The sequence below is a fragment of the Thalassotalea sp. LPB0316 genome, from assembly GCF_014898095.1.
In the GTDB taxonomy this organism is placed as follows: domain Bacteria; phylum Pseudomonadota; class Gammaproteobacteria; order Enterobacterales; family Alteromonadaceae; genus Thalassotalea_G.
In genome coordinates this window covers 548,979-573,353 of sequence record NZ_CP062946.1, presented here as the reverse complement: position 1 = coordinate 573,353, position 24,375 = coordinate 548,979, and the positions used below count along the sequence as shown (strand labels likewise).

Annotated in this window: 20 protein-coding genes and 1 tRNA gene; 8 read left to right on the top strand and 13 right to left on the bottom strand. The window is 42.2% G+C overall.

Annotation, left to right across the window (positions count from 1 at the left end; translation table 11 throughout):
• Positions 1 to 10 precede the first annotated feature (10 nt).
• From coxB to LP316_RS02550, 3 genes are all read right to left on the bottom strand, one after another.
• Entirely contained in the window at positions 11 to 1,567 is a 1,557-nt protein-coding gene (coxB, locus tag LP316_RS02560; protein WP_193022529.1) for a cytochrome c oxidase subunit II, read from the bottom strand.
• Positions 1,568 to 1,968: 401 nt separating this feature from the next.
• Entirely contained in the window at positions 1,969 to 2,583 is a 615-nt protein-coding gene (lexA, locus tag LP316_RS02555) for a transcriptional repressor LexA (protein WP_193022528.1), read from the bottom strand.
• An 80-nt stretch (positions 2,584 to 2,663) separates the two neighbouring features.
• Positions 2,664 to 3,065, bottom strand: a complete 402-nt coding sequence (locus LP316_RS02550) for a hypothetical protein (RefSeq protein WP_193022527.1) — start codon at positions 3,063 to 3,065, stop codon at positions 2,664 to 2,666.
• Positions 3,066 to 3,198: 133 nt separating this feature from the next.
• Between LP316_RS02550 and LP316_RS02545 the strand changes: the two genes are divergently transcribed.
• Both LP316_RS02545 and LP316_RS02540 read left to right on the top strand, forming a co-directional pair.
• The gene (locus LP316_RS02545) at positions 3,199 to 3,831 is read left to right on the top strand and encodes a YqiJ family protein (RefSeq protein ID WP_193022526.1); all 633 of its coding nucleotides are present in this window, start codon (positions 3,199 to 3,201) and stop codon (positions 3,829 to 3,831) included.
• Between the two features lie 25 nt (positions 3,832 to 3,856).
• Positions 3,857 to 5,650, top strand: coding sequence for a flotillin family protein (locus tag LP316_RS02540; RefSeq protein WP_193022525.1), 1,794 nt, complete (start codon positions 3,857 to 3,859; stop codon positions 5,648 to 5,650).
• A gap of 13 nt (positions 5,651 to 5,663) precedes the next feature.
• On the opposite strand, the gene LP316_RS02535 is transcribed toward LP316_RS02540, so the two are convergent.
• Positions 5,664 to 5,738: transfer RNA gene (locus LP316_RS02535), tRNA-Arg, on the bottom strand.
• An 85-nt stretch (positions 5,739 to 5,823) separates the two neighbouring features.
• Positions 5,824 to 7,089: a metal-dependent hydrolase family protein gene (locus LP316_RS02530; protein ID WP_193022524.1), complete on the bottom strand. Its 1,266-nt coding sequence runs from the start codon at positions 7,087 to 7,089 to the stop codon at positions 5,824 to 5,826.
• Positions 7,090 to 7,254: 165 nt separating this feature from the next.
• On the opposite strand from LP316_RS02530, the gene LP316_RS02525 reads away from it, so the two are divergent.
• The 4 genes from LP316_RS02525 (at position 7,255) to LP316_RS02510 (ending at position 11,213) form a co-directional block, all read left to right on the top strand.
• Complete coding sequence (locus tag LP316_RS02525; RefSeq protein ID WP_193022523.1) at positions 7,255 to 7,905, top strand: single-stranded DNA-binding protein; 651 nt, start codon at positions 7,255 to 7,257, stop codon at positions 7,903 to 7,905.
• A 116-nt stretch (positions 7,906 to 8,021) separates the two neighbouring features.
• The gene (locus LP316_RS02520; protein ID WP_193022522.1) at positions 8,022 to 10,097 is read left to right on the top strand and encodes an SHOCT domain-containing protein; all 2,076 of its coding nucleotides are present in this window, start codon (positions 8,022 to 8,024) and stop codon (positions 10,095 to 10,097) included.
• 50 nt (positions 10,098 to 10,147) lie between these two features.
• Positions 10,148 to 10,582, top strand: a complete 435-nt coding sequence (locus LP316_RS02515) for a thermonuclease family protein (RefSeq protein WP_193022521.1) — start codon at positions 10,148 to 10,150, stop codon at positions 10,580 to 10,582.
• The gene (locus LP316_RS02510) at positions 10,575 to 11,213 is read left to right on the top strand and encodes a TVP38/TMEM64 family protein (protein WP_193022520.1); all 639 of its coding nucleotides are present in this window, start codon (positions 10,575 to 10,577) and stop codon (positions 11,211 to 11,213) included. Before LP316_RS02515 ends, LP316_RS02510 begins: the two co-directional genes overlap by 8 nt.
• A 76-nt stretch (positions 11,214 to 11,289) precedes the next feature.
• Here the strand turns inward: LP316_RS02510 and LP316_RS02505 are convergent, their stop codons facing one another.
• The 3 genes from LP316_RS02505 to ccoG are packed head-to-tail and all read right to left on the bottom strand — an operon-like array spanning position 11,290 to position 14,361.
• Positions 11,290 to 11,922, bottom strand: coding sequence for a thiol:disulfide interchange protein DsbA/DsbL (locus LP316_RS02505; RefSeq protein WP_193022519.1), 633 nt, complete (start codon positions 11,920 to 11,922; stop codon positions 11,290 to 11,292).
• Positions 11,923 to 11,947: 25 nt separating this feature from the next.
• Positions 11,948 to 12,922, bottom strand: coding sequence for a serine/threonine protein kinase (locus LP316_RS02500; RefSeq protein ID WP_193022518.1), 975 nt, complete (start codon positions 12,920 to 12,922; stop codon positions 11,948 to 11,950).
• Positions 12,922 to 14,361 carry a cytochrome c oxidase accessory protein CcoG gene (ccoG, locus tag LP316_RS02495; RefSeq protein WP_193022517.1) on the bottom strand — a complete coding sequence of 480 codons (1,440 nt, stop codon included), beginning with the start codon at positions 14,359 to 14,361 and terminating at the stop codon, positions 12,922 to 12,924. The genes LP316_RS02500 and ccoG overlap by 1 nt, the downstream gene beginning before the upstream one ends.
• A gap of 120 nt (positions 14,362 to 14,481) precedes the next feature.
• Here ccoG and LP316_RS02490 point away from each other — a divergent pair, with 120 nt between their 5' ends.
• Positions 14,482 to 14,841 carry a hypothetical protein gene (locus LP316_RS02490; RefSeq protein ID WP_193022516.1) on the top strand — a complete coding sequence of 120 codons (360 nt, stop codon included), beginning with the start codon at positions 14,482 to 14,484 and terminating at the stop codon, positions 14,839 to 14,841.
• Here the strand turns inward: LP316_RS02490 and LP316_RS02485 are convergent.
• From LP316_RS02485 to LP316_RS02465, 5 genes are all read right to left on the bottom strand, one after another.
• Positions 14,834 to 17,116 (bottom strand): FdhF/YdeP family oxidoreductase, encoded by a 2,283-nt coding sequence (locus LP316_RS02485; protein WP_193022515.1) that lies wholly within the window; start codon positions 17,114 to 17,116, stop codon positions 14,834 to 14,836. The two genes, LP316_RS02490 and LP316_RS02485, sit on opposite strands and share 8 nt — an antisense overlap.
• Positions 17,103 to 17,969, bottom strand: coding sequence for a formate dehydrogenase accessory sulfurtransferase FdhD (fdhD, locus tag LP316_RS02480; protein ID WP_193022514.1), 867 nt, complete (start codon positions 17,967 to 17,969; stop codon positions 17,103 to 17,105). The genes LP316_RS02485 and fdhD overlap by 14 nt, the downstream gene beginning before the upstream one ends.
• Positions 17,970 to 17,976: 7 nt before the next feature.
• Entirely contained in the window at positions 17,977 to 19,341 is a 1,365-nt protein-coding gene (locus LP316_RS02475; RefSeq protein WP_193022513.1) for a formimidoylglutamate deiminase, read from the bottom strand.
• Entirely contained in the window at positions 19,342 to 20,157 is an 816-nt protein-coding gene (gene hutG / locus LP316_RS02470; RefSeq protein ID WP_193022512.1) for an N-formylglutamate deformylase, read from the bottom strand. It lies immediately after the preceding gene.
• A 144-nt stretch (positions 20,158 to 20,301) separates the two neighbouring features.
• Positions 20,302 to 20,925, bottom strand: coding sequence for a peroxiredoxin-like family protein (locus LP316_RS02465; protein ID WP_193022511.1), 624 nt, complete (start codon positions 20,923 to 20,925; stop codon positions 20,302 to 20,304).
• Positions 20,926 to 21,102: 177 nt separating this feature from the next.
• On the opposite strand from LP316_RS02465, the gene LP316_RS02460 reads away from it, so the two are divergent.
• Entirely contained in the window at positions 21,103 to 24,369 is a 3,267-nt protein-coding gene (locus LP316_RS02460) for an ATP-binding protein (RefSeq protein ID WP_193022510.1), read from the top strand.
• Positions 24,370 to 24,375: the final 6 nt, after the last annotated feature.

Here is a 24,375-nt window from a genome sequence, read left to right as displayed (position 1 = left end):
TTCGAACTCCTTATTTGCCACTTACAGCATCAACATCTGCTGGTTGCACTAAATCACCGCTGTCGTTACCCCAAGCATTTCGCTCAAAAGTCACTACCGCTGCGATTTGGGTTTTAGTTAATACACCTAGGAAACCTTGCATTGCTGGATTCTTCGTGCTGCCTTTCACAACCATGTCGATATGTGCATTAACATCACCTGTGATGTACGGGCTCTTAATTAATGATGGAAATGCTGGTGGCATACCAACACCGCCTGGCTGATGACAAGCAATACAAGCGCTGTTGTACACCTGCTCACCCATCGCCATCATTTCATCCATAGAATATTGTTTAGTTAAATCTTCTGCTGGGGCCGCTTCTTCGACAACTTGTGCCGCAGCTTGTGATGCTGCGTCTGTCATGTTATCAACAGTACCACTTGCTCCCGCGCCACCTTTAATTTTGGCAACGTCAGCTGCTTGTACAGCATCGCCCGTGTTATTACCCCAAGCATTTCGCTCATAAGTAACAACAGCAGCAATTTCTTTTGCACTTAACTGTTTGCCATAACCTTGCATACCTGTGCCAGCAATACCGTTAACGACAACATCAATATGGTTATCAACAGCGCCGGTCGTTGCTACTGCGCTACCTTTAAGCGCAGGGAAAGCCGGTGGTAAACCTTCACCATTAGGTTGGTGACATGCCGCACAGTGGGCAGTGTAGGTGGTTTCACCTAAGCTCATTAACTCATCCATTGATAGTGATGCGCTCAAAGAGGCTTGTTCAGCAGCTTTGCGTTCAGCAATTAATGTTTTTTGATCTTTAAGCCACTGGGCATAACCCTCTTCGGTTTTCACTTCAACAACAACGGGCATATAGCCGTGATCTTTACCACACAGCTCAGCACATTGGCCGCGGTATATGCCCGGTTCATCGACGATTGTCCACGCTTCATTGATAAAGCCCGGGTTGGCGTCTTGCTTGACGGCAAACGCAGGCACCCACCACGAGTGAATAACATCGTCTGAGGTGATCAAAAATCTCACTTTTTTATTAACGGGAATAACGAGGTGATTATCAACTTCCAACAAATAGTTTTCACTTTTTGGCGCGTTGCCAACACGGTTGTCAAACTGGTCTCTTGGTGTCGTTAATACAGAGAAAAACTCAATGTCTTGGTCAAAGTATTTGTAGTGCCATTTCCATTGCGAACCAGTAATTTGAATGGTGATATCTGAATTTGAGTTATCTTCCATTTTAATTAAGGTAGAGGTTGCCGGAATGGCCATGGCAACCAATATAACAATGGGTATTGCCGTCCAAAGAATTTCAATTTTGGTACTTTCGTGAAAGGTTGCTGGCTTGACGCCTTTAGATTTTCGATGAAAGAACATCGACCAGAACATCGCACCAAATACGATGATACCTATTGCCGTACATATATACATAACGAACATATGTAGGTCGTATACTTCTTGACTGACGGCCGTTACACCTTTGGTAAGGTTTAATTGGCTATCTGCCCAAGCTGAACTGGAAAGTATGCTTCCCAACAACAGCCAACCCAGGTTACGTCTTTTCACTCGACATCCCTCCCTCTTTTTTTAAAGCAAGAAACAGCCCTCAGTTTGAAGCGTAAAACACAGATCACTGTTGCTAAGTTCTGCTTATTTATTATTTTCTGGGTGACGCAATAGAATTGTTAGCGCGATTGCGTCGATCTTATAGTTGTAATAACGATTAATTTTTGGGTGTTTTCTAATCTAGAATTACTTAATTTTTAATCAAGGTCTAGCGTTTTTTTTCGAAAGGATTAAAAAAAGTTTAATAATTTCAGTGGAGTAACTACTCTAATGTGGGTTTTGTGAGGTGTTTAATATTTAGTCGTGTTTTGGTGGGTTAAAAGGCAATTAAGATACAAAAAAGCCAACACTGTGGTTGGCTTGTTGCATTATATTTATTATGTAGTGTTAATTTAAGCTTGTTACATCCAGTCGGCGTTTCTAACTACACCAACTGCTAACCCTTCAATGTGAAATGCTTGGTGAGCTAAGTCGACTTTAATTGGGGCAAAGTCTTCATTTTCAGCGTGTAAGTAGACAATATTTCCTTCGCGTTTAAAGCGTTTGACGGTTACGTCGTCTTCTACCCGAGCAACAATGACTTGACCATTTTTTACATCTTGAGTGGTATGAACGGCGAGTAAATCACCATCGAGAATACCTATGTCTTTCATGCTTTCACCATTAACACGAAGTAGGTAATCTGCACTTGGGTGAAATAAATTCCCATCAATTTTGTAGGTATCTTCAACGTGCGCTTGCGCTAAAATTGGTTCACCAGCGGCGACTCGGCCAATTAATGGTAATCCTTCTTCTTCAATGAACTCGTCAGCTAATCGAATACCGCGGGACGTGCCAGGTAACATTTCGATGTAGCCCTTTTTGGCGAGCGCTTTTAAGTGCTCTTCTGCTGCATTAGCTGATCTAAAACCAAAGTGTTCAGCGATTTCCGCGCGCGTTGGCGGCATACCGGTGGCGTTTATCGACTCTTTGATCAACTCAAAGATCTCACTTTGTCTCTTTGTTAACTCGCGCATATTAACCTGTTGTTTCGTACAGTGGTGTATTTATTGTCAGTATATAGCCCAAAATGGCAAACGCAAGCTTAAATGTTGAGTTACAACATAAAGTTGTAATCATCGAGCGATCCTGTGGCATCAAGCTCAATCGCTTTTTGTCGTTCATCTTCCGTTAAAATGTTTACAAAAGGCGTGTTTCTGCGCAATTTTCGCATTCGCTTGTCGTACTCGATCACGCCTTGATAAAAGGCATCGGGATCGTTTGGGGCAATATCGAGCAAACTAAACCAGGTTAAATAAGCACCATATCCCATGCGGCCGTCTTCGCGTTTTTGCTCTAGCGTAGCTTTGACTTGTTCAATTAATTCAGGTTTAGCCAATACTTTCTTCGCCATGGCCTTGTGGATCGCTAAGATTTGCTTATCGATAAAATCATCGCGAATAGTGGTTTTCTTGATTTGGTATGGCTTTTGTCGTCTCGATCTACTTCGGAAAGTCATCAGTACAAACAACTATAAGTATATGTGTCTAGTGCAAGTATATTTAACGAAAGCTTCTTTAGGCAAGCTTTGCTTGACATATTATGTCTAATGGGTAAGGATACCAATCATGTAGTTGCAAGGATGTAGACAAATGTTAGATTTTTTATTCTTAGATTTTAATACCTTATATACTGTCGCATTAGTAATAGTTGCCGTCATTGGCTTATTAGAGGGCTTGGGTATTTTACTAGGGATTAGCTTAGTCAATCTTTTTGACGACCTTCTACCGATAGACATTAACCTTGATGCTGATATATCTCAGACAGGATTGTCAAAACTATTGAGCTGGTTGTGTATCAATAAATTACCCGTGCTAGTTTGGCTGATCGTGATTCTAACTTCCTTTAGTATTGCTGGCCTTTCGCTAAATTATTTTTCTATTCAATTTTCTGACGAAGTGCTACCGAAATGGTTAGCTTTTGTACTTGCTTCTGCCTCCTCTATATTTTTAACAAAATGGTTAGCTAAACCATTAGCTAGGCTAATGCCAAAGAATGAATCGAGTGCGGTATCTGTTGATAGCTTAAATGGCTTAATTGGCACTGTTACTTTAGGTAAAGCATCGAAAAATAATCCAGCAGAAGCCGTTGTTCAAGATAGCTTCAACCAAAAGCATTATGTTCTGGTGGCACCGGAATTGGATGGTCAAATTTTTAATCAGGGAGAGCAAATCATCTTGGTCGAAAAGACTGAGAATCATTGGTTAGCAATTCCATTTAAATAAACTGTAGTACTAAGGAAAAAATAATATGAATGAGATCAATATGGATGGCTCAAATACCCAGTTCATTTTAATTATGGCTGGTGTCGTTGTTTTCGCGTTTTTTACCATTGGCTTAATCTTTGCCAAACTTTACGTCAGGGCGACTAAAGAAATCGCTTTTGTTCGAACGGGCTTAGGTGGAGAGAAAGTAGTGAAGGATGGCGGCGCCATTTGTTTGCCAGTGCTTCATGAAACTATTCCAGTCAATATGAATACCCTGCGCATCGAAGTAGAAAAAACACAAAAGGATGCTTTGATAACAAAAGATCGTATGCGTGTTGACGTTAAAGCCGACTTTTATCTGCGAGTTGCTCCACATCAAGAAGGTATTTCAATGGCAGCTCAAACATTAGGTACAAGAACAACGCGAGTTGACGAGCTTAAAAAGTTAATGGAATCGAAATTTGTTGACGTTCTACGTGCGGTTGCGGCAGAAATGTCAATGACAGAAATGCATGAACAACGCGCAGACTTCGTACAAAAAGTACAGCAAAACGTAGCTAACGATCTTGAAAAAAACGGTCTCGAACTTGAATCAGTATCACTAACCGGCTTTGATCAAACCGATTTACAGTTTTTCAATGACAATAATGCGTTTGATGCCGAAGGTCGAGCTCGTTTGGCAAAAATTATTGAGGAAAAGCGCAAAGAAACTAACGATATAGAACAAGATAATCGTATTCTAATTGAACGTCGTAATTTAGAAGCTGAACGCCAAGCACTTGAAATTAAGAAAGAAGAAGAGGAAGCAAGATTAGCGCAGACGCAAATTCTTGAATTTAAACGGGCAGAGCAAAAAGCAGAAATTGCAAAAACACGTGAAATGAAAGAAAAAGAAGAGCGCGAAGCAGAAATTGCTAAACAGCGTGCAATTGAATCTGCTGAAATTGAAAAATCGAAAGATATAGAAACGCGAGAAATAGCCAAGAAAAAAGCGCTTGAAGAAGCAAGAATTCAGCAACAAAGAGATATTGAAGTTGCTGAACAAGAAAAGCAAATAGCAGTTGCTGAAAAATCTGAAGAAGAGTCTGCTGCTCGAGCTAAAGCTGCAGAAGCAGAAAAGGAAAAAGTTGAAAAAGAAGAAGCTGTTGTTACTGCTAAGCATGTCGCCGAAGCGAATCGTCGTAAAGAAATAGAAGTGATTGATGCTAAAAAGGAAGCGGAGCGAGATGCTGTAGGTGTTACTGTTCAAGCTGAAGCGGAAAAGCAAGCTGCTGAAGATAAGGCCACTGCAATTCTAACTGAAGCAAAAGCTGATGCGGATGCCAAGAAGCTGAAGGCTGAAGCAGATGAGAAAGTATATGCTGTAGAAGCTGCAGGTAAGCAAGCGCTATATGAAGCAGAAAATACGCTTAGAGACGAACAAATCGAGTTGCAGAAGTCGTTAGCTATATTGACGGCATTACCAGAAATTGTTGCTAATGCTGTTAAACCACTAGAAAATATTGAAGGTATTAAGATTTTACAAGGCTATGGTGCGAGCAATAGCCTATCAAACTCTGGTGAGGGAGCTTCAGTAAGTAATGGTGGGATTGCTGAGCAAGTTACGTCTGCAGCGTTAAATTACCGAGCAAATGCGCCAGTAGTGGACGCCATGCTTAAAGAGTTAGGGTTAGTTGATCGAGAAAATGGTAGTTTGTCAGACCTGCTAAACGGTAACAATTCGCTAATTTCAGAGGCCAAAAATGTTATTAAACAAAGTAAGCCTCCAGCGCTAAATGGCAATGGCGTTGAGACAAGCTACTCTGTTTCAGGACACAGTGAAAGTACGCCTGAATAAAAGGAAGTAGAACTGGCGCTTCCGACAGGAATCGAACCTGTAATTTAGACTCCGGAGGTCCACGTGATATCCATTTCACCACGGAAGCACAGCTACAGGCGAGATTCTAGACAAAAGCGCCCGCGTTTACTAGCGGTAATTGTTCAACTGCTCAATTACCGCGCTATTTCGAGCTATTGTTTGTATATTTCGCCATTTTTCATCACAAAACTCACCCGCTCTAACGTCGCTATATTTTCAAGCGGATTCGCATCAACTGCGATAATGTCGGCATATTTTCCTGTTTTAAGGCTACCGAGATTATCTTGCCAGTTAAGTAACTTAGCTGACTCAATTGTTGCTGCTTGAATCGCTTGCAAGGGTGTCATACCAAATTTTACCATGCGAGCAAATTGCTTGGCATTATCGCCATGGGGATAAATACCGGCATCTGAGCCCAAAACCATTTTTGCGTTAGCATTTACCGCATTGCTAAAACTTTGACGTTGAATACTGCCTACTTGGCGCTCTTTATCGATATTTTCTTGTGGTACTCCGTTTTTCTCTCCTTCAGCAAGGGTGTATTCGGTGTTGTAGATATCCATCGATAAATAGGTACCGTGTTTTTTTGCTAAAGCGATAGTTTCTTCATCTAAAAAGCTGGCGTGCTCTATAGAATCTACGCCCGCCTTGATGGCAAATTTGATACCTTCGGTGCCATGAGCATGCGCAGCCACGGTACGGCCATGAGTATGGGCTTCGTCGACAATCGCTTTCATCTCTTCAAAGGTGTATTGGCGTTGACCAACTTTCGTGCCTTTTGAAAAAACGCCGCCAGTTGCGCAGAATTTGATGAGATCTACACCGTATTTTACGTTCAAACGCACTTTCTCTCGCACCGACCAAGGGCCGTCGGCAACACCATCTGATTTTTGTTCAAAGCTGTGATTTAGGGCGTTATTGTCACAGTGACCACCCGTAATACCGATTGAAGGGCCAGAAACCGCCATACGAGGGCCCGGAATTTCACCCGCGTTAATTGCATTGCGCAACGCAACATCTTGATAGTCGGCGGCGCCGACATTGCGAATTGTGGTAAAACCAGCCATTAGTGTTTTTTCTGCGTTAACCACGCCGCCGATCAGCGCGCGATGAGGTGATTGGAAGAGGCCAGCATAAAAGTCTTTTTCTAGGTGCTGTACTACATGGGTGTGCATATCCATAAGACCAGGCAGTAAGTATTTATCACCGAGATCGATTATTTCAGCATCAGCAGGAAGGTTGTGCTGTTTGTTAGTAATATCGGTGATCTTGCCATTATCGATCACGATAAAGTGATTTTTTAGCGTTTTACCAGTTTCAACATCGAGTAAATGTTTAGCTGTAACGACGGTGCTTGAAAAAGCAAATTGACTTACCATTAAACTACTTAAAGCAGCGAGTATTGTTATTTTTTTCATAGGGCATCCTTTGTTGATAATTTAGTTATAAAAGATTGTCGTTAGCCATTCAAACTAACTTGGGCTAAGTGGTCGGTATTTTGCGATAACAATATCGTTAGATTGCATCTAGCCAAACGATTACGTAAAGTAGCTAAGTTAATGATCCGGTAAAGAATTTAAATAATGACAACTTCTCTTGGCAATCATCACTTATGCAAGGTTACGCTGTTAGGTAACTTAGTTGCGAAACCCGAAGTGAGGTATTCAAGTAACCCTGTGTTAGCGATTGCTGAAATTACCTTGGCGACGCATAGCCGGTGGTTTGATAAAACCAGCAACCAATTTAAAGAGTGGACAGACTTTCACACCATCAAGGTGATTGGCGATATCGTGGAAGAGGCGCTGTTATATGCCGATAAAGGCGATGTTATGTTGATCCACGGATATATGCTAGATAGCGCTAAGTCACAACGCCAGATCATTCATGCCAATTTTGCGCAACACTTTGCCAAAGGCTACGCGCAATCGATCAATTTGGTGCAGTTAAGTGGTGAAATCAACGCACCGATAAAATTATTGACAACAGCAAGCGATAAGCAACTAGCAGAGCTTTCTTTGGCAATAAAACATCAAGTTTACTCACCGGTATCTGGCAAAAAGCAAGAGTTTGAAATGACACGCCTAGTACACGTATGGGGTAAGCAGGCGCAATATATTGCCAATAATGCACAAGAGGGCAGCCAAGTGGTGGTTGAAGGTAAATTGAGTTATCAAAAGGATCAGCAAAAAACCCAGTTTATTGAAGCAAAACAAACGGTTGTTTTAAAAAGTTAGGTTGTTTGTTTGACTATTTATTTCAATTGGTATTATTGAGCTATGTAAATAATTTTTGCATACTGGGATTAAGGAAATAATAAATATTGTCTTGAACAAGGAATAACTGGCTAATTATGGGCAATCAAGGAAACACAGTATGGTTAAGTTGGCGTATTTACTATACGCTTCTATGCAGTGTTTTATTGCTGACTAATTACCCCGCCCAAGCGATAACTTGGCAAGTAAAATTGCCTGAATATTTAAGCACTATCAATACTAAACAACTAATAAAAGTCCCTCAACAAGAGCGATTTTTTGCTTTTACTCAAACCGGTGAAATTTACCTGCTTGGCGTCGAAGAAAGCAGTGAACTGGTTGTTCACCATCAGCCCATTTTGAATTTACAACAAGCGTTAGCCGTTGAGTCGGTAGACTTACTTGCGGTGGCGCTTCACCCGAGCTTTTCAACTGATGGCCAGGCTGGGCATACTACTTTTTACACCGCCCAGCGCATACCATTTGAACGCCAAAGTGGGGCTGTGCGATTAGCTCAGCAGTCTGACAAAAATATTTATGATGTTGTCGTTACCGAGTGGGTTTACTTGGCACATAGCCAAGCAGTTGCGGTAAACTCTAAGCGAGAGCTCTTTCGCATTGCCAGCAGTAATAGAGACTTTGGCGTTGAGCAGTTGAGCTTTAATCCACATATCAAACCTTGGCAAGATAACTTTGGGTTATTGCATGTCTTGCTGAGTGCTTCAAAAAGCGCTACTTCACCCTTGTATAGTGGTAGCTTGTTACGTATTAATCCGACACCTTTTGGCTTAAAACAATATACCGTACCGATTAACAATCCTTATAAACAGCAAAGTAACCTTATAGATGAGCTTGTGTTACATAACATTGAGCAACCAAAAGCTTTAGTTTGGCAAAAAAATAGTCACAACGACTTTTTATTACACCATTATCATCAGGGGCATCCTGTCGTTTCATCCGTTGGCCTTGGTGAAAATATGCTGGCGATCAAGCCGGAATATCAGTTTTTCATTAAGGACAAGCAACTGTTCTCAGGTCTACATTACTTCTCTACTAATCAACTCGATACATCGCCTACATACTTAACGACCCGCAACGATAATAATCAGCTATCACATGTCTCATTTGTTGAACAACAAGCAAAATTGGCCAATAGCAGCTTGTTAGACAATGTAACTATTCCTCGTAATAGTCATTTGATCAAAGTTGCTGAGCCTATTATGGCCTTATATGCCAAATCTGAGCGCCTGTTAACAGTCGTTAATTACCAATTAGCTCAAGGAGCACAACAGAGCGAAGTCAGTATTGGCGATGTTGAGACTCATCGCAATGGATTATTTTTGTACTTAACGTTTGCAATTTTGATCAGTTTAATTATTTGGCTTAATCGAGAAAAGCTGATTGAAGAACACGCCAAGCGTAAAATTCGACAACAGTATGGCAAAGTGAGCATTATTGATGGTGAAATAAGTTTATACAACCGCCATCAAGAAACTATTGCTTTAACACTTGCATCACAAGATATCGCCTCGAGTGAGTTGTTGCTAAATCAGCAGCGGGTTAATTTGGTTGATCGTCAAGCAAACCCTTTTAGCAATGAGACTGAAACAGAGGTAAAAGGTGCTTTTAACCGTGAATATCACCTAAAGATGTATGGCAAGCGAGTTAGGCAAGTACAACTTTGCTTAACCGATAAACAGGGCAAAAAGTATTTGATTTGCCCGTATTTTAGAATTGGTGATCAGCGCTATACAAGGCTGCATTTTAAACCGAGCTTAGCACTACTCATTGATTTCCAATGGCAACTGTCGACCCTGATAAACCCTCAAGCGACACCTGAGCGTAAAAAAGAAATAGTCCCTGATAAAAGCTGCTTAAAGCCCGCAACCCAAATACCTCAATCGGGGCAAAGTAACCAGCAACTACCATTTAACAAAACAGATAAAGAGGATATTGCCGAGCAGCCAGTATCCAAGCAACAAACCTCTACTGATACCTCTCCACCTCAAGAACAAAAGCTTAATGACCAGCTCGAAAAGCTGAGTGATGTTCAAGACACCAAAATTATTGATGCACTTGAGAAACTTGCCAAGTTACATCAGCAAGGCTTTATTGATGATGCCGAGTTTTTAAGTGCTAAAACCAAATTGTTACAAAGCTTAGTTGATCAATAACTAACAAATATCGACAATAGAGCGGTTATGTCGTCGCAGTAGAGTAGTTTATGGCTCGAGTTTTGTTTTATCTGGTCGTATTGTTAAGTGTTTTTCCTAGCTTGTCTCTGGCACAGGCAACCTTTGGCAGTGTAGTGATTTCACGCGTAGTCTCAGTTTACGACGGAGATACGTTTAGGGTCGATATTGACCATTGGCCTGCATTGGTTGGTCAAAGTGCACCGATTAGAGTAAAGCAAGTTGATACGCCTGAGATCAGGGGGAAATGTGCGAGTGAAAAAGCTTTAGCCCAACGGGCGAAATTATTTACTCAAGCATTATTGCTCAATAGCCAACAAGTTGAACTGCGCAATATCGAACGAGGCAAGTATTTTAGAATTTTGGCTGATGTTTATATTGATGGCCAAAGTTTGGCGTCACAGTTAATTGCCAACAATCTTGCAAGACCTTATCAAGGGGGTAAACGTCGAGGCTGGTGTGAATAAATCAATAATAGTGACTAGTGCTGTTGCCATTTTACTATTAGCGTTGGCATTCATACCTAGCCAACTTTGGTTAAGCCAAGAGAGTATTGCTCAGTGGATAACAACCTGGCTACCGGCACAGTACTGGCTGCAAGTATTAAGTTTATTTACATTCTTCAGCTTGGCGTTGACCCTTGGTTTGCCAAGGCAGTTTGCCGCCATTGCTTGCGGTTATATTCTCGGGCAATGGCATGGTATGTTGGTTGGATTAGTTGCTGCGACAACAGCTTGCTTTTTTACCGCGATACTCGCTAGAACTCTCTTTGCCAATGTTGTCACCAAAAAGTTTGCTAAGCAGCAGCAAGCTATCTATCAGTTTTTATCAGTTAATGAATTTACTAAGGCATTAATTATTCGACTATTGCCCGTCGGCAGTAATTTTTTAACGAATGTTATCGCGGGCAGTTGCCGAATAAAGCTGACCCCTTTTGTTGCCGGCAGTGCATTGGGGTTTATTCCACAAATGCTTGTGTTTAGTTTGGTTGGGGCTGGCGTCAAGCTAAGTAGTGGTGCGCATTTAGCCGTTGCTGGTGGTTTATTCCTGCTTGCCTTGATACTTGGCGTTTGGTTATATCAACAAGAACACCGGTGATAGCCATTAAAAGAAAAAGGGCTCAACGCAATGCAACGCTGAGCCCTTTGTTATCCACTTAAATGTGTTTGTTATATTAACCTAAAGAAAGTAGGTGCTTTACTAGCTTGTTGTAGTCGCCTTTTAAGTCGTTGCGATCTAATTCTTGCATGTTAATTAGGTATTTACCGTTAACAATAACCGCTGGCACACCTTTAATCGCGCCACGCTTACCATAGTAATCTTGGGTCTTTTTCATCTTTTTAGCTTGTGAGTTAACGTTGAAGCTTTTCATTAGTTTATCGAACTGTTCACCGTCAACACCGTTTAACACGAATAAGTTACGCAAGTCTTTTTCTGAAGAAAACGCTGCACGTTGTACTTGAACGTAGTTAAACATTGCGCCAACTAGCTTTTCTTCCATGTCTAATTGTTGTGCAACGACTAGACCTTTGGTTAACATAAATTGAATGTCTTCAGGCGCCATACGAAGAAAGTCTACGTGGTTGCGCTCAAACGCTACGTCAGCTGGCAATTGCTTTTTGATATCCGCCATAAACGGTTCAAAGCTAAAACAGTGTGGGCAGTAAAAAGAGAAAAACTCACGTAATTCTGGTTTTTTCGATGCTTTATCACTAACAACTGTGTAGTGTTTGCCTTCTTCATATTGCGCGGCATTAGCCAAAAATGGCATGGCGATTAATAAAAATAAACCGATAATTTTTTTCATATTCACTGCTTTCCTTCTTGTTGCCTTACGGCAATAAACTGAGTGGCGGTTGTTGTAAGGCAGACATTTGCTCTTTTAGCATGAGTATTTGCTGCTCCCAGTACTTCTCGGTATTAAACCAAGGGAAGTTACGCGGAAACGCTGGATCTTGCCATCGTTTACACAACCAAGCCATATAATTAACAACTCGCATTGTACGCAATGATTCTATCAAGGCAAGTTGTGAGTTATCAAACGAATTAAACTCTTCATAGCCACAAAGTAGCGTATCTAATTGTAACAATTGTTGTTGTCGGTCGCCTGAAAGCATCATCCAAAGGTCTTGAATTGCAGGTCCCATGCGGCAATCGTCTAGATCAACAAAGTGAGGTCCATCGTCTGTCCACAAAATATTACCCGCGTGGCAGTCACCGTGTAAGCGAATGAAATTACTCGGTTTAAATTGCGCTGATGCTAATTCAATTACTTGCGCTAATATGGTTTCAAAAGCGGTTTTCAGGCTTAAGGGGACAAACTCAGATGTTAAAATGGTTTGCTGAGCATCGAGTAAAAATTCTTGGCTATTAAACGCTGGCCGATGAACAAACGCTGATTTTTGTGAAATTGCGTGAATACGGCCGATAAATCGCCCCATCCATTCGAGTTGATCGAGATTGTCGACTTCAAAAATGCGACCACCACGACAAGGATACAGGGCAAAGTGATAGCCTTGATGTTCAAACAAGCTTTGGCCGTCGATAACCAAGGGGGCAACTATTGGCAGTTCTTGAGCTTCTAGCTCTAAAGCAAAGTCATGCTCCTCTTGAATTTGTTCAATTGACCAACGCTGTGGACGATAAAACTTGGTAACGTACTTTATTTTATCTTCATCGTGGAATTGATAGACGCGGTTTTCGTAACTGTTTAGGGGTAATAGACCGCTCTCAACAAAGATGCCTAATTGCTCAATTGCATCAAGCATGACATCTGGCGAGAGCGAGCTGAAATTAAATACTGCCATTAACGTTTATTAAAGAATCGACTGTCGTGTTCAAGATAAACGTCATCTTCGCTGTTAATTTGCCTAATGACAAATGTTATATCTGTCATGTAACCATCAAGATCGTAAGGATCGGCGGCAATACTGATTGGCAAGGTATAAACACTGGCCGCTTTTATCGTGACTTCTTGCTCGCCAATCCAGCGCGCATTATCTATGCCTTTGACGGATAATTGATAAGTATTATCTGTTTGCGATTTGTTGAGAATTTTTAGGGTGTAAACGTTTTCTATTTCACCGTCAAAATTTTCTCGCGCTAGCTCAGTTCTATCTCTTATGATATCAAAGCCCACCGGAACACGGGTTGCAATGGCGTATGTCATCAGTGATGCAAAGATCACCAAGATAACGGCATAACCGATCAGCTTGGGTCGGATTAAATGAACGGTTTTGCCTTCTAACTCGTGTTCAGTGGTATAGCGAATTAAGCCTCTTGGGTAATTCATTCTATCCATAACGCCGTCACAAGCATCAACACAAGAGCCACAGTTGATACATTCGTATTGCAAGCCATTGCGAATATCAATGCCCGTTGGGCAAACTTGGACACACAGGTTGCAGTCAATGCAGTCGCCTAAACCTAGTGCTTTAGGATCTTGTTTTCGGCCGCGAGCACCGCGATTTTCACCGCGATTAAAATCATAGGTAACCGTGAGTGTGTCTTTGTCGAACATCGCTGATTGGAAGCGAGCATACGGACACATGTGTAAACACATAATTTCACGCATCCAACCGGCATTGCCATAAGTGCAAAAGGTGAAAAATATCACCACCACGACTACGGTAACCGAGGCGTTAAAGGTAAAGAAATCGATAAATAACTCATCGATGGGGGTGAAGTAACCGGCAAAAGTTAGCGAGGTTAGCAGGGCGACAACGAGCCAACAAAAATGCTTGAGTGCTTTTTTGGTAAATTTATTTTTACTCATGGGCTGTTCATCGAGCTTTTTGCGTTGGTTGGCAGTGCCTTCAATTTTTTCTTCAAACCAGATAAAAATAAAAGTCCAAACCGTTTGTGGGCATAAATAGCCACACCATACGCGACCTAAAAACGTGGTGACGAAAAATAATAAAAAGGCGCTAAACATTAGCAGCCATGCGAACAGGGTTAAATCTTGTGGCCAGAGCGTTAGGCCAAAAATATTAAAGCGCTGTTCACCAATATCGAATAGAATAGCTTGGTGACCATTAAACTGAAGCCATGGCAATAAAGCGAACATTGCCATGAAGAAGAAATTCATTCGCTGTCTTAGCTTCTGGAAAAAACCTTCAACTTTGCGAACATAAATTTGATCACGCGGTTGATATTTTTCCGCGGGGCCGTGTTTAGCCGGATGAATATTGACGTTTTTTACTGGGATATGAACTACAGGTTTGGTATCTTTACGGTCAGAGCTCACGAGCCTTCCTTAACGATAATGTTTTGTTAAGTCACTATCAGTACATCATGACGAAAGCGTTAATGTAATGTTAGTAATTTTATTTTATTGAGAAAATACATCTTGATTATAAGCTAAGCCATGAAAAAAATATTGATCTTAATCGTTGTAATTGCGTTATTTTTACATTTTAATCCTCAACCAGAAGTGAATGAGTTCTTAGAAAAGCAAAAAACCAGCTTTTTAGATACCATGGCTGAATTTTCAGGCACGGGTGTTCGAATGAAAGCCAGTACCATTATTAGCAAAATGGATAAAGAATTATCGAGCTTCTCCAGTTCCGAGCTCAATAAGTTAAAAGAAATCACCTTAACTCGTGATAGTGCTCGTGACTATTTAAATAATCATTGTCAACCGGGTCAATCTGATCCTGAGTTTCATTCACACAATCATCAAAAAGTGTGTCAACAGCTTCGCCAGTTTTTCTCGTCAACTAGATAAGGCGTTGTGAGTCGACAATCTTCACGGCAACTGACTTAGAGGTTGGCGTGAAGCTATCACGGCCAACACTAGCACGTGGGATCAGCGGATTTGCTTCAGGGAAATAACAAGCTACTTGCCCGCGTGGAATATCATAAGCGACCAGTTTAAAGCCACAGACTTTGCGTTCGACTTGGTCTGTCCACAGGCTAACGATATCAACGATATCGCCGTCTTGCTTACCCAAGCGTTTGATGTCCTTTTCATTGATCAAGACAATGTTACGCTCTCCTGATATCCCGCGATAGCGATCTTCAAAGCCGTAAATGGTGGTGTTGTACTGATCATGGGAACGCAGCGTTTGCATGGTAAATATCAGTTGGTTTTTCTCATTAAACGCTGGTAATAATGAGCTCGGTAGCGCGGCGCTGCTAAATTGTGCTTTGCCCGATGGCGTTTGCCAGTTGAGTTGTGCAGCACTGTTACCCAAATAAAAGCCACCAGGCTGTGATAATCGTTGATTAAAATCGTTAAACCCGGGTATGGTTTGCTCAATTAACGTGCGAATGTGCTGATAGTCTGCAATCAACTCAAGCCAATTAACGGGAAAGTTACCTAAGGTTGCTTGAGCCATACCGGCGATAATTGCTGGTTCAGACTTTAGCTGCGGATGTGGATTATCAATTACGCCTTTTGATGCATGGACCATGGAAAATGAATCTTCTACGGTAATTGCTTGCTCAATACCGTGTTGTCGGTCGATATCGGTGCGACCAAGACAAGGTAAAATTAAACTTTGCTTACCCGGTGTCACATGGGTGCGATTGAGCTTAGTAGCAATAGATACCGTGAGCTGACAATTCGTTAGCGCTTGAACCGTCTGCTGGGTTTCTGGGGTTGCCGAGACAAAATTACCGCCTAAGCCAATAAATACCTTGCTTTGGTTTGCCAGCATGGCATCAATGGCTTGTACGGTATTATGACCCTGTTGATGAGGTGGTTTGAAGTTAAACTGCTGTTCGATAGCGGCTAAAAACGCGCTATCGGGTTTTTCATTGATCCCCATAGTGCGATCGCCTTGAACATTCGAATGCCCTCGCACTGGGCAAAGCCCTGCCCCTTTTTTGCCGATCTGACCAAAGAGTAACTGCAAGTTGGCCATTTCTTGGATCATTACCACGGAGTGTTGGTGCTGGGTAATCCCCATTGCCCAAGTTAATATGACGCGATCCGCCTGCTGATAAATTGCAGCTAATTGCTCAATTTCTGTTTGGCTTAAGCCAGATTGTTCAATAATCGCTTGCCAACTCGTTTGCTCTACTTGTGTTAAGTAACTCGCGAGTCCTTGCGTGTGTTGCTCGATAAAGGTGATATCAAATACTTGCCCGCCTGACTCAACAGCTTGTTGGTGTTTAGCTAATAACGCTTTAACCATACCGCGCACAATCGCCATATCACCACCGAGCTTTGGTCTGAAGTAATCAGATGAAATCTTGGTGGCACTAAGTGTTAACATCTGGCTTGCTGATTGCGGGTTAGTAAAGCGCTCTAAACCGCGCTCTTTTAATGGATTTATCGAGACAATCCGCGCCCCTCGGCGCGAGGCATGGCTCAGCGCATCTAACATTCGCGGATGGTTGGTGCCAGGATTTTGACCAAAAACCAATATCGCATCGGCGTGCTCAAAATCTTCAATTGTCACTGTGCCTTTACCTATGCCAATTGAGCGCTTGAGGGCTACACCACTAGCTTCATGGCACATATTAGAGCAGTCGGGCAAATTATTGGTGCCAAATGCTCTAACAAAAAGTTGGTATAAAAATGCGGCTTCATTACTGGCGCGCCCAGAGGTATAAAACTCGGCCTGATTGGGACTTTCTAACGCGTTTAATTCTCTGGCAATAAGCTCAAAGGCGGCTTGCCAACTGATTGGCTCGTAGTGATCGGTACTTGGGTTGTAACTCAGCGGCTCAACGAGGCGACCTTGATATTCGAGAAAGTAATCGGATTGGCGTTTGAGGTAACTGACACTGTGCTTGGCAAAGAAGTGCCGATCAACAACCTTGCTGGTTGCTTCCCAATTGACGGCTTTAGCGCCATTTTCACAAAAGCGAAAACGCCCCGGCTCGTCTTTTTCACCCCATGCACACCCCGGGCAGTCAAAGCCGTGATCTTGATTGGTTTTTAATAGCGTTTTGATATTTTTGGCAACATTCTCACTTTTTAACAAGTGTTGGGTGGTGCTCTTTAATGCGCCCCAACCACCAGCAGCACCTTGATATTTATTTTTGCTCAATTGTGCTCTCCAAGTTGCTGTCAGTTAAACGCCATTCATTACAATAAATATTAGCTTGTTCGTTGCCAATAAAGCCCAATAAGGTCAGGTTAAACTGTTGTGCCGTTTGTAGCGCTAAGCTTGACGGTGCACCGATCGCGGCAATCACACTAATGCCCGCCATTACCGCTTTTTGTACTAACTCGAAACTAATGCGGCCGCTAAGTAATAATATATATTTATTGGGCTTTGCAGTAAGTAAGTGTTCACCGATTATTTTGTCAACAGCATTGTGGCGACCAACGTCTTCTTTGCAAGCTAACCAGGATACTTGCCCATTAATAAGTTCAACTAATGCCGCGCCGTGAACGGCACCGGTTTGATTGAATAGGGTTTGGCGGCTTTTTAACTCATTAGTAGCGTTAACCACGGCGATTAAATCTAGCCATCGAGTTTGTTCATCAATCTTGCGCTGGGCATTCAATGCTAATTGCTTAATACTCGCTTTACCACAGATACCACAACCAGAATAACTGGTAAATGTGCGAGCGTGCTGTTTAGCTAGCTTGATATGCTCGGCTAAGGTGAGCGTTATCTCGTTGTCTTCACTGACATCGATATCGCTGACATCCTCTGCCGATTTAATAATGTGCTCACTTAATAAAAAGCCTAAAGCGAGTGCTTGATCATCGCCGGGGGTTCGCATAATCGTGGCTAGTTCTATTGGTTGCTGTTTGATAACAACGACAATTAATAGCGGCGCTTCTATGGCGAGTTGATCACTAAGGCGTTCACGCAATGTGCCCGTTTGCTTGAGTTTACTAATGGTGACTAAAGCTGGATTTGAATGTTCGCTCACGCCTTGTTTGCTCATCGTTAAACTAGCTCGATAATTTAGCTAATAGCTCGCTAAAGCTTGCTTGGCTTTGTTGTTCAAGTGGGTGGTGATAATCTTGGATCACCCACTGGCCATTGACCATAACATCTTTGATACAGTTGCTTTGGCTAGCAAATATCAAGCTGTCGAGGTTGTATTTGTCGCCCGTAGCAAAACAATTGAGTTTGGCTTGATCGAGCACCAATAAATCTGCTTGCTTGCCGACAGCGATTTCACCGGTGTTGGAGCTCGTTGATTGTGCGCCGCCTTTAGCGGCTTGTTGCCATAAATTTAAGCCAACCGATGGCGTTGCGGTAGTCGCTAAAATTGCTCTTTGTTGCTTAATTAGGCGTTGAGCGTATTCGAGCAATCTTAGCTCTTCAACTGGGTTTACCGAGATATGTGAATCAGAACCGATAGCTATTGTGCCTTGGCGCGCCATGAATTCAGTAGTAGGGAAAATACCATCACCTAAATTGGCTTCGGTGGTCGGGCAGATCCCCGCAATTGCGCCGGTTTCAATCATACCTGATAGTTCGCTCTCATCAATATGAGTTGCATGGATGAAACACCAGTGTTTATCAACAGTGATATTATCTAATAACCATTGCACCGGTCTTTTGCCGTAGTGAGCGATACAATCGTCAACTTCTTTTTGTTGCTCGGCAATGTGAATATGGATTGGCGCCTGTTTATCGATACTACGAACATGGGCCACTGCTTGGTTAATACCTTCTTTGTCGGTGGCTCGCAGTGAATGTGGTGCAATACCTACATTGGTGTTAGGCGTTTCTTGTGCTAGCTGAGCACAATCACTGACTAACTGATTAAATTGCTCGATTGAATTGATAAAGCGACGCTGACCGTGATTTGGCGGCTGTTGACCAAAACCGCTGTATTGATAGAGCACCGGTAACATGGTTAAGCCTAAGCCAGAATTTTTACTGGCCTTAAATAGCGCTTTAGCCATTTCACTGAGCTTGGTATAAGGTTGGCCGTTATTGTCGTGATGTAAATAATGAAACTCGGCGACTCGGGTGTAACCTGCTTTAAGCATTTCAATGTAAAGCTGAGTAGCAATAAGTTCGGCATCTTCAACGCTGAGTTGCTCTAAGAATTGATACATCACATTGCGCCATGTCCAAAAGCTGTCTTTACCCTCACTACCTTGCTCGCTAAAACCGGCAAAGGCGCGCTGAAAAGCGTGGGAGTGACAATTCACCATACCTGGAATTACTGTTGCTACGACTTGGTCAGCCTGTTGCTCGCTGCCATCAGTAATTACTTGGATAACGCCCTGTTCAATGGTGAGTAATTGATCCTTTGCCCAGCCTGTGGCTAGCAAGATATTTTTGGCAAAAAGTTTCATTTACTTGGCAGCCTCTTGTGATTGTTGTTGAGCATAGCGCAATAAACTCGATACTAGCGCTTTGAGTTTTGGTTTAACTTGTTCAGCCTTAGTTTGATTATAACTTAGGGTTTGCTCATCGAGGTAAGTTGCTTGTGATAACTCGAGCTGAACGGCTTCCACACACTGGCTTGGTTGACCAAAATGGCGTGTGATAAAGCCGCCTTTAAAACGCCCATTGGTTATTTGGCTATAAGGTGAAAAATCTATCGCTTCAATGGCTTCTATCAAGGTTTGTTGGCAGCTTTCGCCTAGATTGTTGCCAAAATTAAAGTCGGGTAATTGGCCGTCAAAAAAACGAGGGACATGCGATAAGATAGAATGCGCTTCAAGTAAAACGACATAGCCGTGTTGCGCTTTGAGTCGTGCAATTTCTTGGGCTAAAGCTTGATGGTAAGGCTGCCAATAAGTGTCGATTCGACGTGCTATTTCGGCTTCCGTTGGCTTTTTACCCTCTTGGTACAATGGTGATAAATCAAAGGCAGTGGTCGGGCATAGCTCGGTGCTGTTAGCGCCTGGGTATAAATTTTCCCCATTGGTGTTGCGGTTCAGATCGATGACATAACGATTGTAGGTTGGATTGATAACGCTTACACCCATTGCTTGAGCAAAGTCATACAACTTGTCGAGATACCAGTCGGTGTCGGGCACAGCCAGCGCTGTTTCGGTCATAGTTGCTTTGATTTCACTTGGGATCGCTTGACCATTATGTGGCATGGAGATCAAAAGTGGTTGATTACCTTGATAAAGGTTGAAAATAGGCGCTTGCTCACTCATAGAAGACTCAATTGTATATACAAGTTAATTGTCCTCTAATTTACCACGCCCGCGGTTACCAGTAAATCCATCTGCCATTAATTCACAGGCAAAAAAAAAGGCAGTGAGTACTGCCTAAAAAACTAAAGCGCTCAGTGCCAATGATCACATGGCTGCTTTAGCTGCTGCGAGTAATACGGTTTCATCTAATCGCACTTTAAAGTTCGGATTGACATAACTAAATTGAACTAGGCCTTTTTCGTCAATCAAATAAACAGCGGGCACTGGCAAAACTAAACGCTCATCACCTGCACTGTTTTTCTGTAATGGGTTGGTTAACTTGAGTTTGGCAAGGTAGCGTTCAGTGACTTTTTGTGAGCTGAAAAACGCTAGACCAAACGCTTGGCTCACTTGTGAGTTGTAATCTGATAACAACTGATAAGGTAATGTCATTTTATCGATACTTTTTTGAAGGTCTTCTGGTGTATCTGTTGATATGCCTACTAGCTGATACCCCATTGTTTTGAGTTGACCTTCAATTTGCTTTAGTTGCCCCATCTGGGTATTACAAAATGGGCACCAACCACCGCGATAAAAGAATAAAATGGTCTTCTTGTTATCGAGAAATTGGCTGAGTGATATTTGTTGATTGTCGATCGTCACAACATCGACCTTTGGAATATGCTGGCCGTTGAGTAGCGGGCTAACTTCGTCAGCACTTTCAGCAATTGGTTTAGCTAACACACTGAAACTTAAACACAGTGATAGCACGGCGGTAACAACTCTCATTTATTTACCTCTAGGTTGAGTTTTTAACTTGGTTGAGCGTTTATAGACCCGATAACCAAATATTTTATTTCATCGATACCTAGGAGCTACAAAAGTTATCGCGATGATCACAATTAGTAACAGGTTGCCGTGCTAACATTTTGTTATTCAAATTTATCCTTTTTGTATCGGAGCACTATGATCAAAGCATTGATAGCTAGATTACTTACTCGAACGAATTTATTATTTGTCGGGATGTTGTTGTTGGTACAAATGTCTTTTAGTGTTGCTGGCCAAGCTGTCGATCATCAGCCATTGCGCATAGCCTTACCAGATAAGGCGTCTTTAGCTTTGCATTCGGCAGGAAATTTTGAACAAGTTGTCAATTTGATGCAGGAATATTGGCAAGATTGGAGTATTGATAATCAACGTGAAATAGAGTTTATACGGTTACCTAGTAGCCATGCCATTGAAGCGCTGCAGGATAATTTGGTTGACGTCGTTGCAATTACTGCAACTCGTGAACACTCCAATACATTAGTAAGTATACCGTATGCTAAATATCACCAACGTATCTTTAGACGATTAGATGCTGATAACACCTCGCAAATTGTGATGGCAATTCATGCGCCGAATAATCTCATTCAGGCTTCGATGACGCCTGCGGTGCAAAGAACCTTTTATCACAGCCTTGATGATGTTTTAGATAATTACCAAAACTACAATGTGATTTACTCGGTACAGCCTTGGGAGTTAGAAAAGCAACTTGCCGAAAGAGGCTTAAATGATATTTTTTATGTCAGTGAAAATGATACACCTGATATTTATTTTCGCATGGCATTTCGCAGTAGCGATGAAGCATTAGCGCTCAAGGTAAACGACGATCTTCGCCAAATAAGTAAGCTCCAAGCGCAGTTATGGACTGATAAATACATTATCAAAGGGGAAAATCGCTTTGCCTTAACTCTAGGTGAATATGAGTTAACACTGTCAGCAAATGATAAGCGCTATGTTTTGCATCACCCACATTTGCGCTTTCCTTCGCTCCCTGAAGGGTTTCCGCCCTATTTTATTACCGATAGTTTCAATCATATTGGTGCTACTGGGTTTTCCGTTGACCTTCTCAATACTTTAACCAATAAACTCGGTGTCACTTTTGAGCCGGTTTATCTCGCCTCATTAGCTTTAGCTGAGCAGGCTGTGTTATCTCGTGAGCTCGATTTTTATCACTTGCATGTCAACGATCAGGAACGTTATCCCTATTTAAAGTTTTCCAATACCTTAATTAACACCAATTTGAGTTTGATCACGCGAAATAATGATGTTTTAAGTAATCACATATCGAGCTTAACAAACGAAATTATTGGGGTAGTGGACGGTTTTGTCAGCACCGAGGCGTTAATAAATCGTTTGCCCAATGCAACATTTAAGTACTATCAATCGCTTAAAGAGCTCTTTGGTGCTCTCGCATCGGGTGATGTTAATGCGATCATTGAGCCCTCACTTTCTGCATCCTATTGCATTAAGCAGAATGGTTATGCGCACTTTACCGTGCAACCGTTACACGGTTTTCTCGACAATATTCCGATGTCATTTGCCACGGTACCAGCCAACGCCGATTTGATTGTCTTGCTTAATCGCGCATTAAACGCTATCGATTCTGAGCGCTATGAAGCGCTCTATGCCAAGTGGAATACAGCGGCCTTTAGCGAAGGGGATATCTACCAGCAGGTCGCGGTTATCTATCAAAAAGCCGGTTATATCTTGCTCACGATATTTTTTATGAGTGTGTTGATGACGATTTTTTACTTGAGACAACTGCGTTTAAGAAAAGCTGCGCAACACGAGGCTGAGCAAGCGCTAGTCGTCGCAGAAAAAGCGCGAGCGGCTGCCGAGCAGTCAGGTATAGCAAAAACCAGTTTCCTCGCTCGTATGAGCCATGAAATTAGAACGCCGATGAATGGTGTGTTTGGTATGGCTGAAGCGCTACGCTACACCGAACTAGATAAACATCAGCGTGACTTATTAACTACCTTAACGCATTCAGCTGACAACCTTTTAGTGATTTTGAATGATGTTTTGGATTTCTCCAAAATGGATGCTGGAAAATTAACGCTTGAGAGTGTGCCAGTGAATTTAACTGAGTTGGCGAATAATGTGATCAGCGCGTTTACGCCGGTTGCCGAGCAAAAAAACTTACAGTTAACGCTCAAAATTGACAGTGAGCTTGCCAGTCAATATATGTTAGATCCTACTCGGTTAACTCAAGTGCTTAATAATTTAGTCTCCAATGCCTTGAAGTTTACCGAATCTGGTTCTGTCGAGGTCAATATTGACTTGGATAAACGCGAGCATATAGACGGCTCACAGTATGACAGCGTTAGCTTTGCGGTGATTGATTCGGGTATTGGTATAGCACCTGAACAACAAAATTTATTGTTTAGCCCATTTCTTCAAGCAGATAGTGCTATTACACGTCGCTTCGGTGGTACTGGTTTAGGGCTGAGTATTTGCCAAGAAATTATTAATGCGATGGGTAGTAAAATCGCAACAAAATCTGTAGAGGGTGAGGGCAGTACATTTTATTTCACCATCGCCATGAAAGCTGTGCCTGTGGAAAAAGCCGCCTGCCAAGTTAAGCAAGTAAATATACAAGCATTGTCAGACTTTTCAACGATGAAAGTGTTATTAGTTGAGGATAACATCGTCAATGTTAAGGTATTAACCGCCCAACTAGAGCGGTTAGCCATTCGCCCTGATCTTGCGTATAACGGCGAAGAAGGCTTGGCACTTCACAAACAACATCAATACGACTTAATTATTTCTGATTGCCATATGCCTGTCATGGATGGCTTTGAGTTAGCTAAAACGATTACCGGCATGGCTAAAACTAAGCCGTTTTGGTTGGTCGCGGTTACAGCTGATGCTTTAGCCGATACCGCTAAAAAATGCTTAGATGCGGGCTTTAATGATTATATGACAAAACCGTGCCCACAAGATCAAATAACAGAGAAAATGCAACGCGCCTATGATGAATTGCAGCGTCAAAAATACGCGTTGGCGGCATCAGCCTCACACGGGGTTAATATCGCCGAAGGCGAAACACAGGATGCGACTCATGGTAAATTGTTTTGTGGTCAGCGCTTGATGAGGCGAAATAATAACGACAAAGTGCTTACGACACGTGTCTGCCAGTTATTTTTGGACACTTGGCAAGAAGAAATCGCGCAATTGGAGTGTGCGTTAGCGCAAGATAATTTCGATCAAATTAGCGCCATTGCCCACAAATTTAAAGGCAGTTTGCGTTACTTAGCGGTGAGTGAAATTGAGCAACCGTTAACTCGGATTGAAAAATATGCCAACAGCCAAGACAGTCAGCAACTATCTTTGGCTGTAACTGAGTTTATTGCTTTAGTAAAAGTCTCAGCTAATGAAATAGCTCAATGGCTCAATAACCAAAGTTAGGGCGCA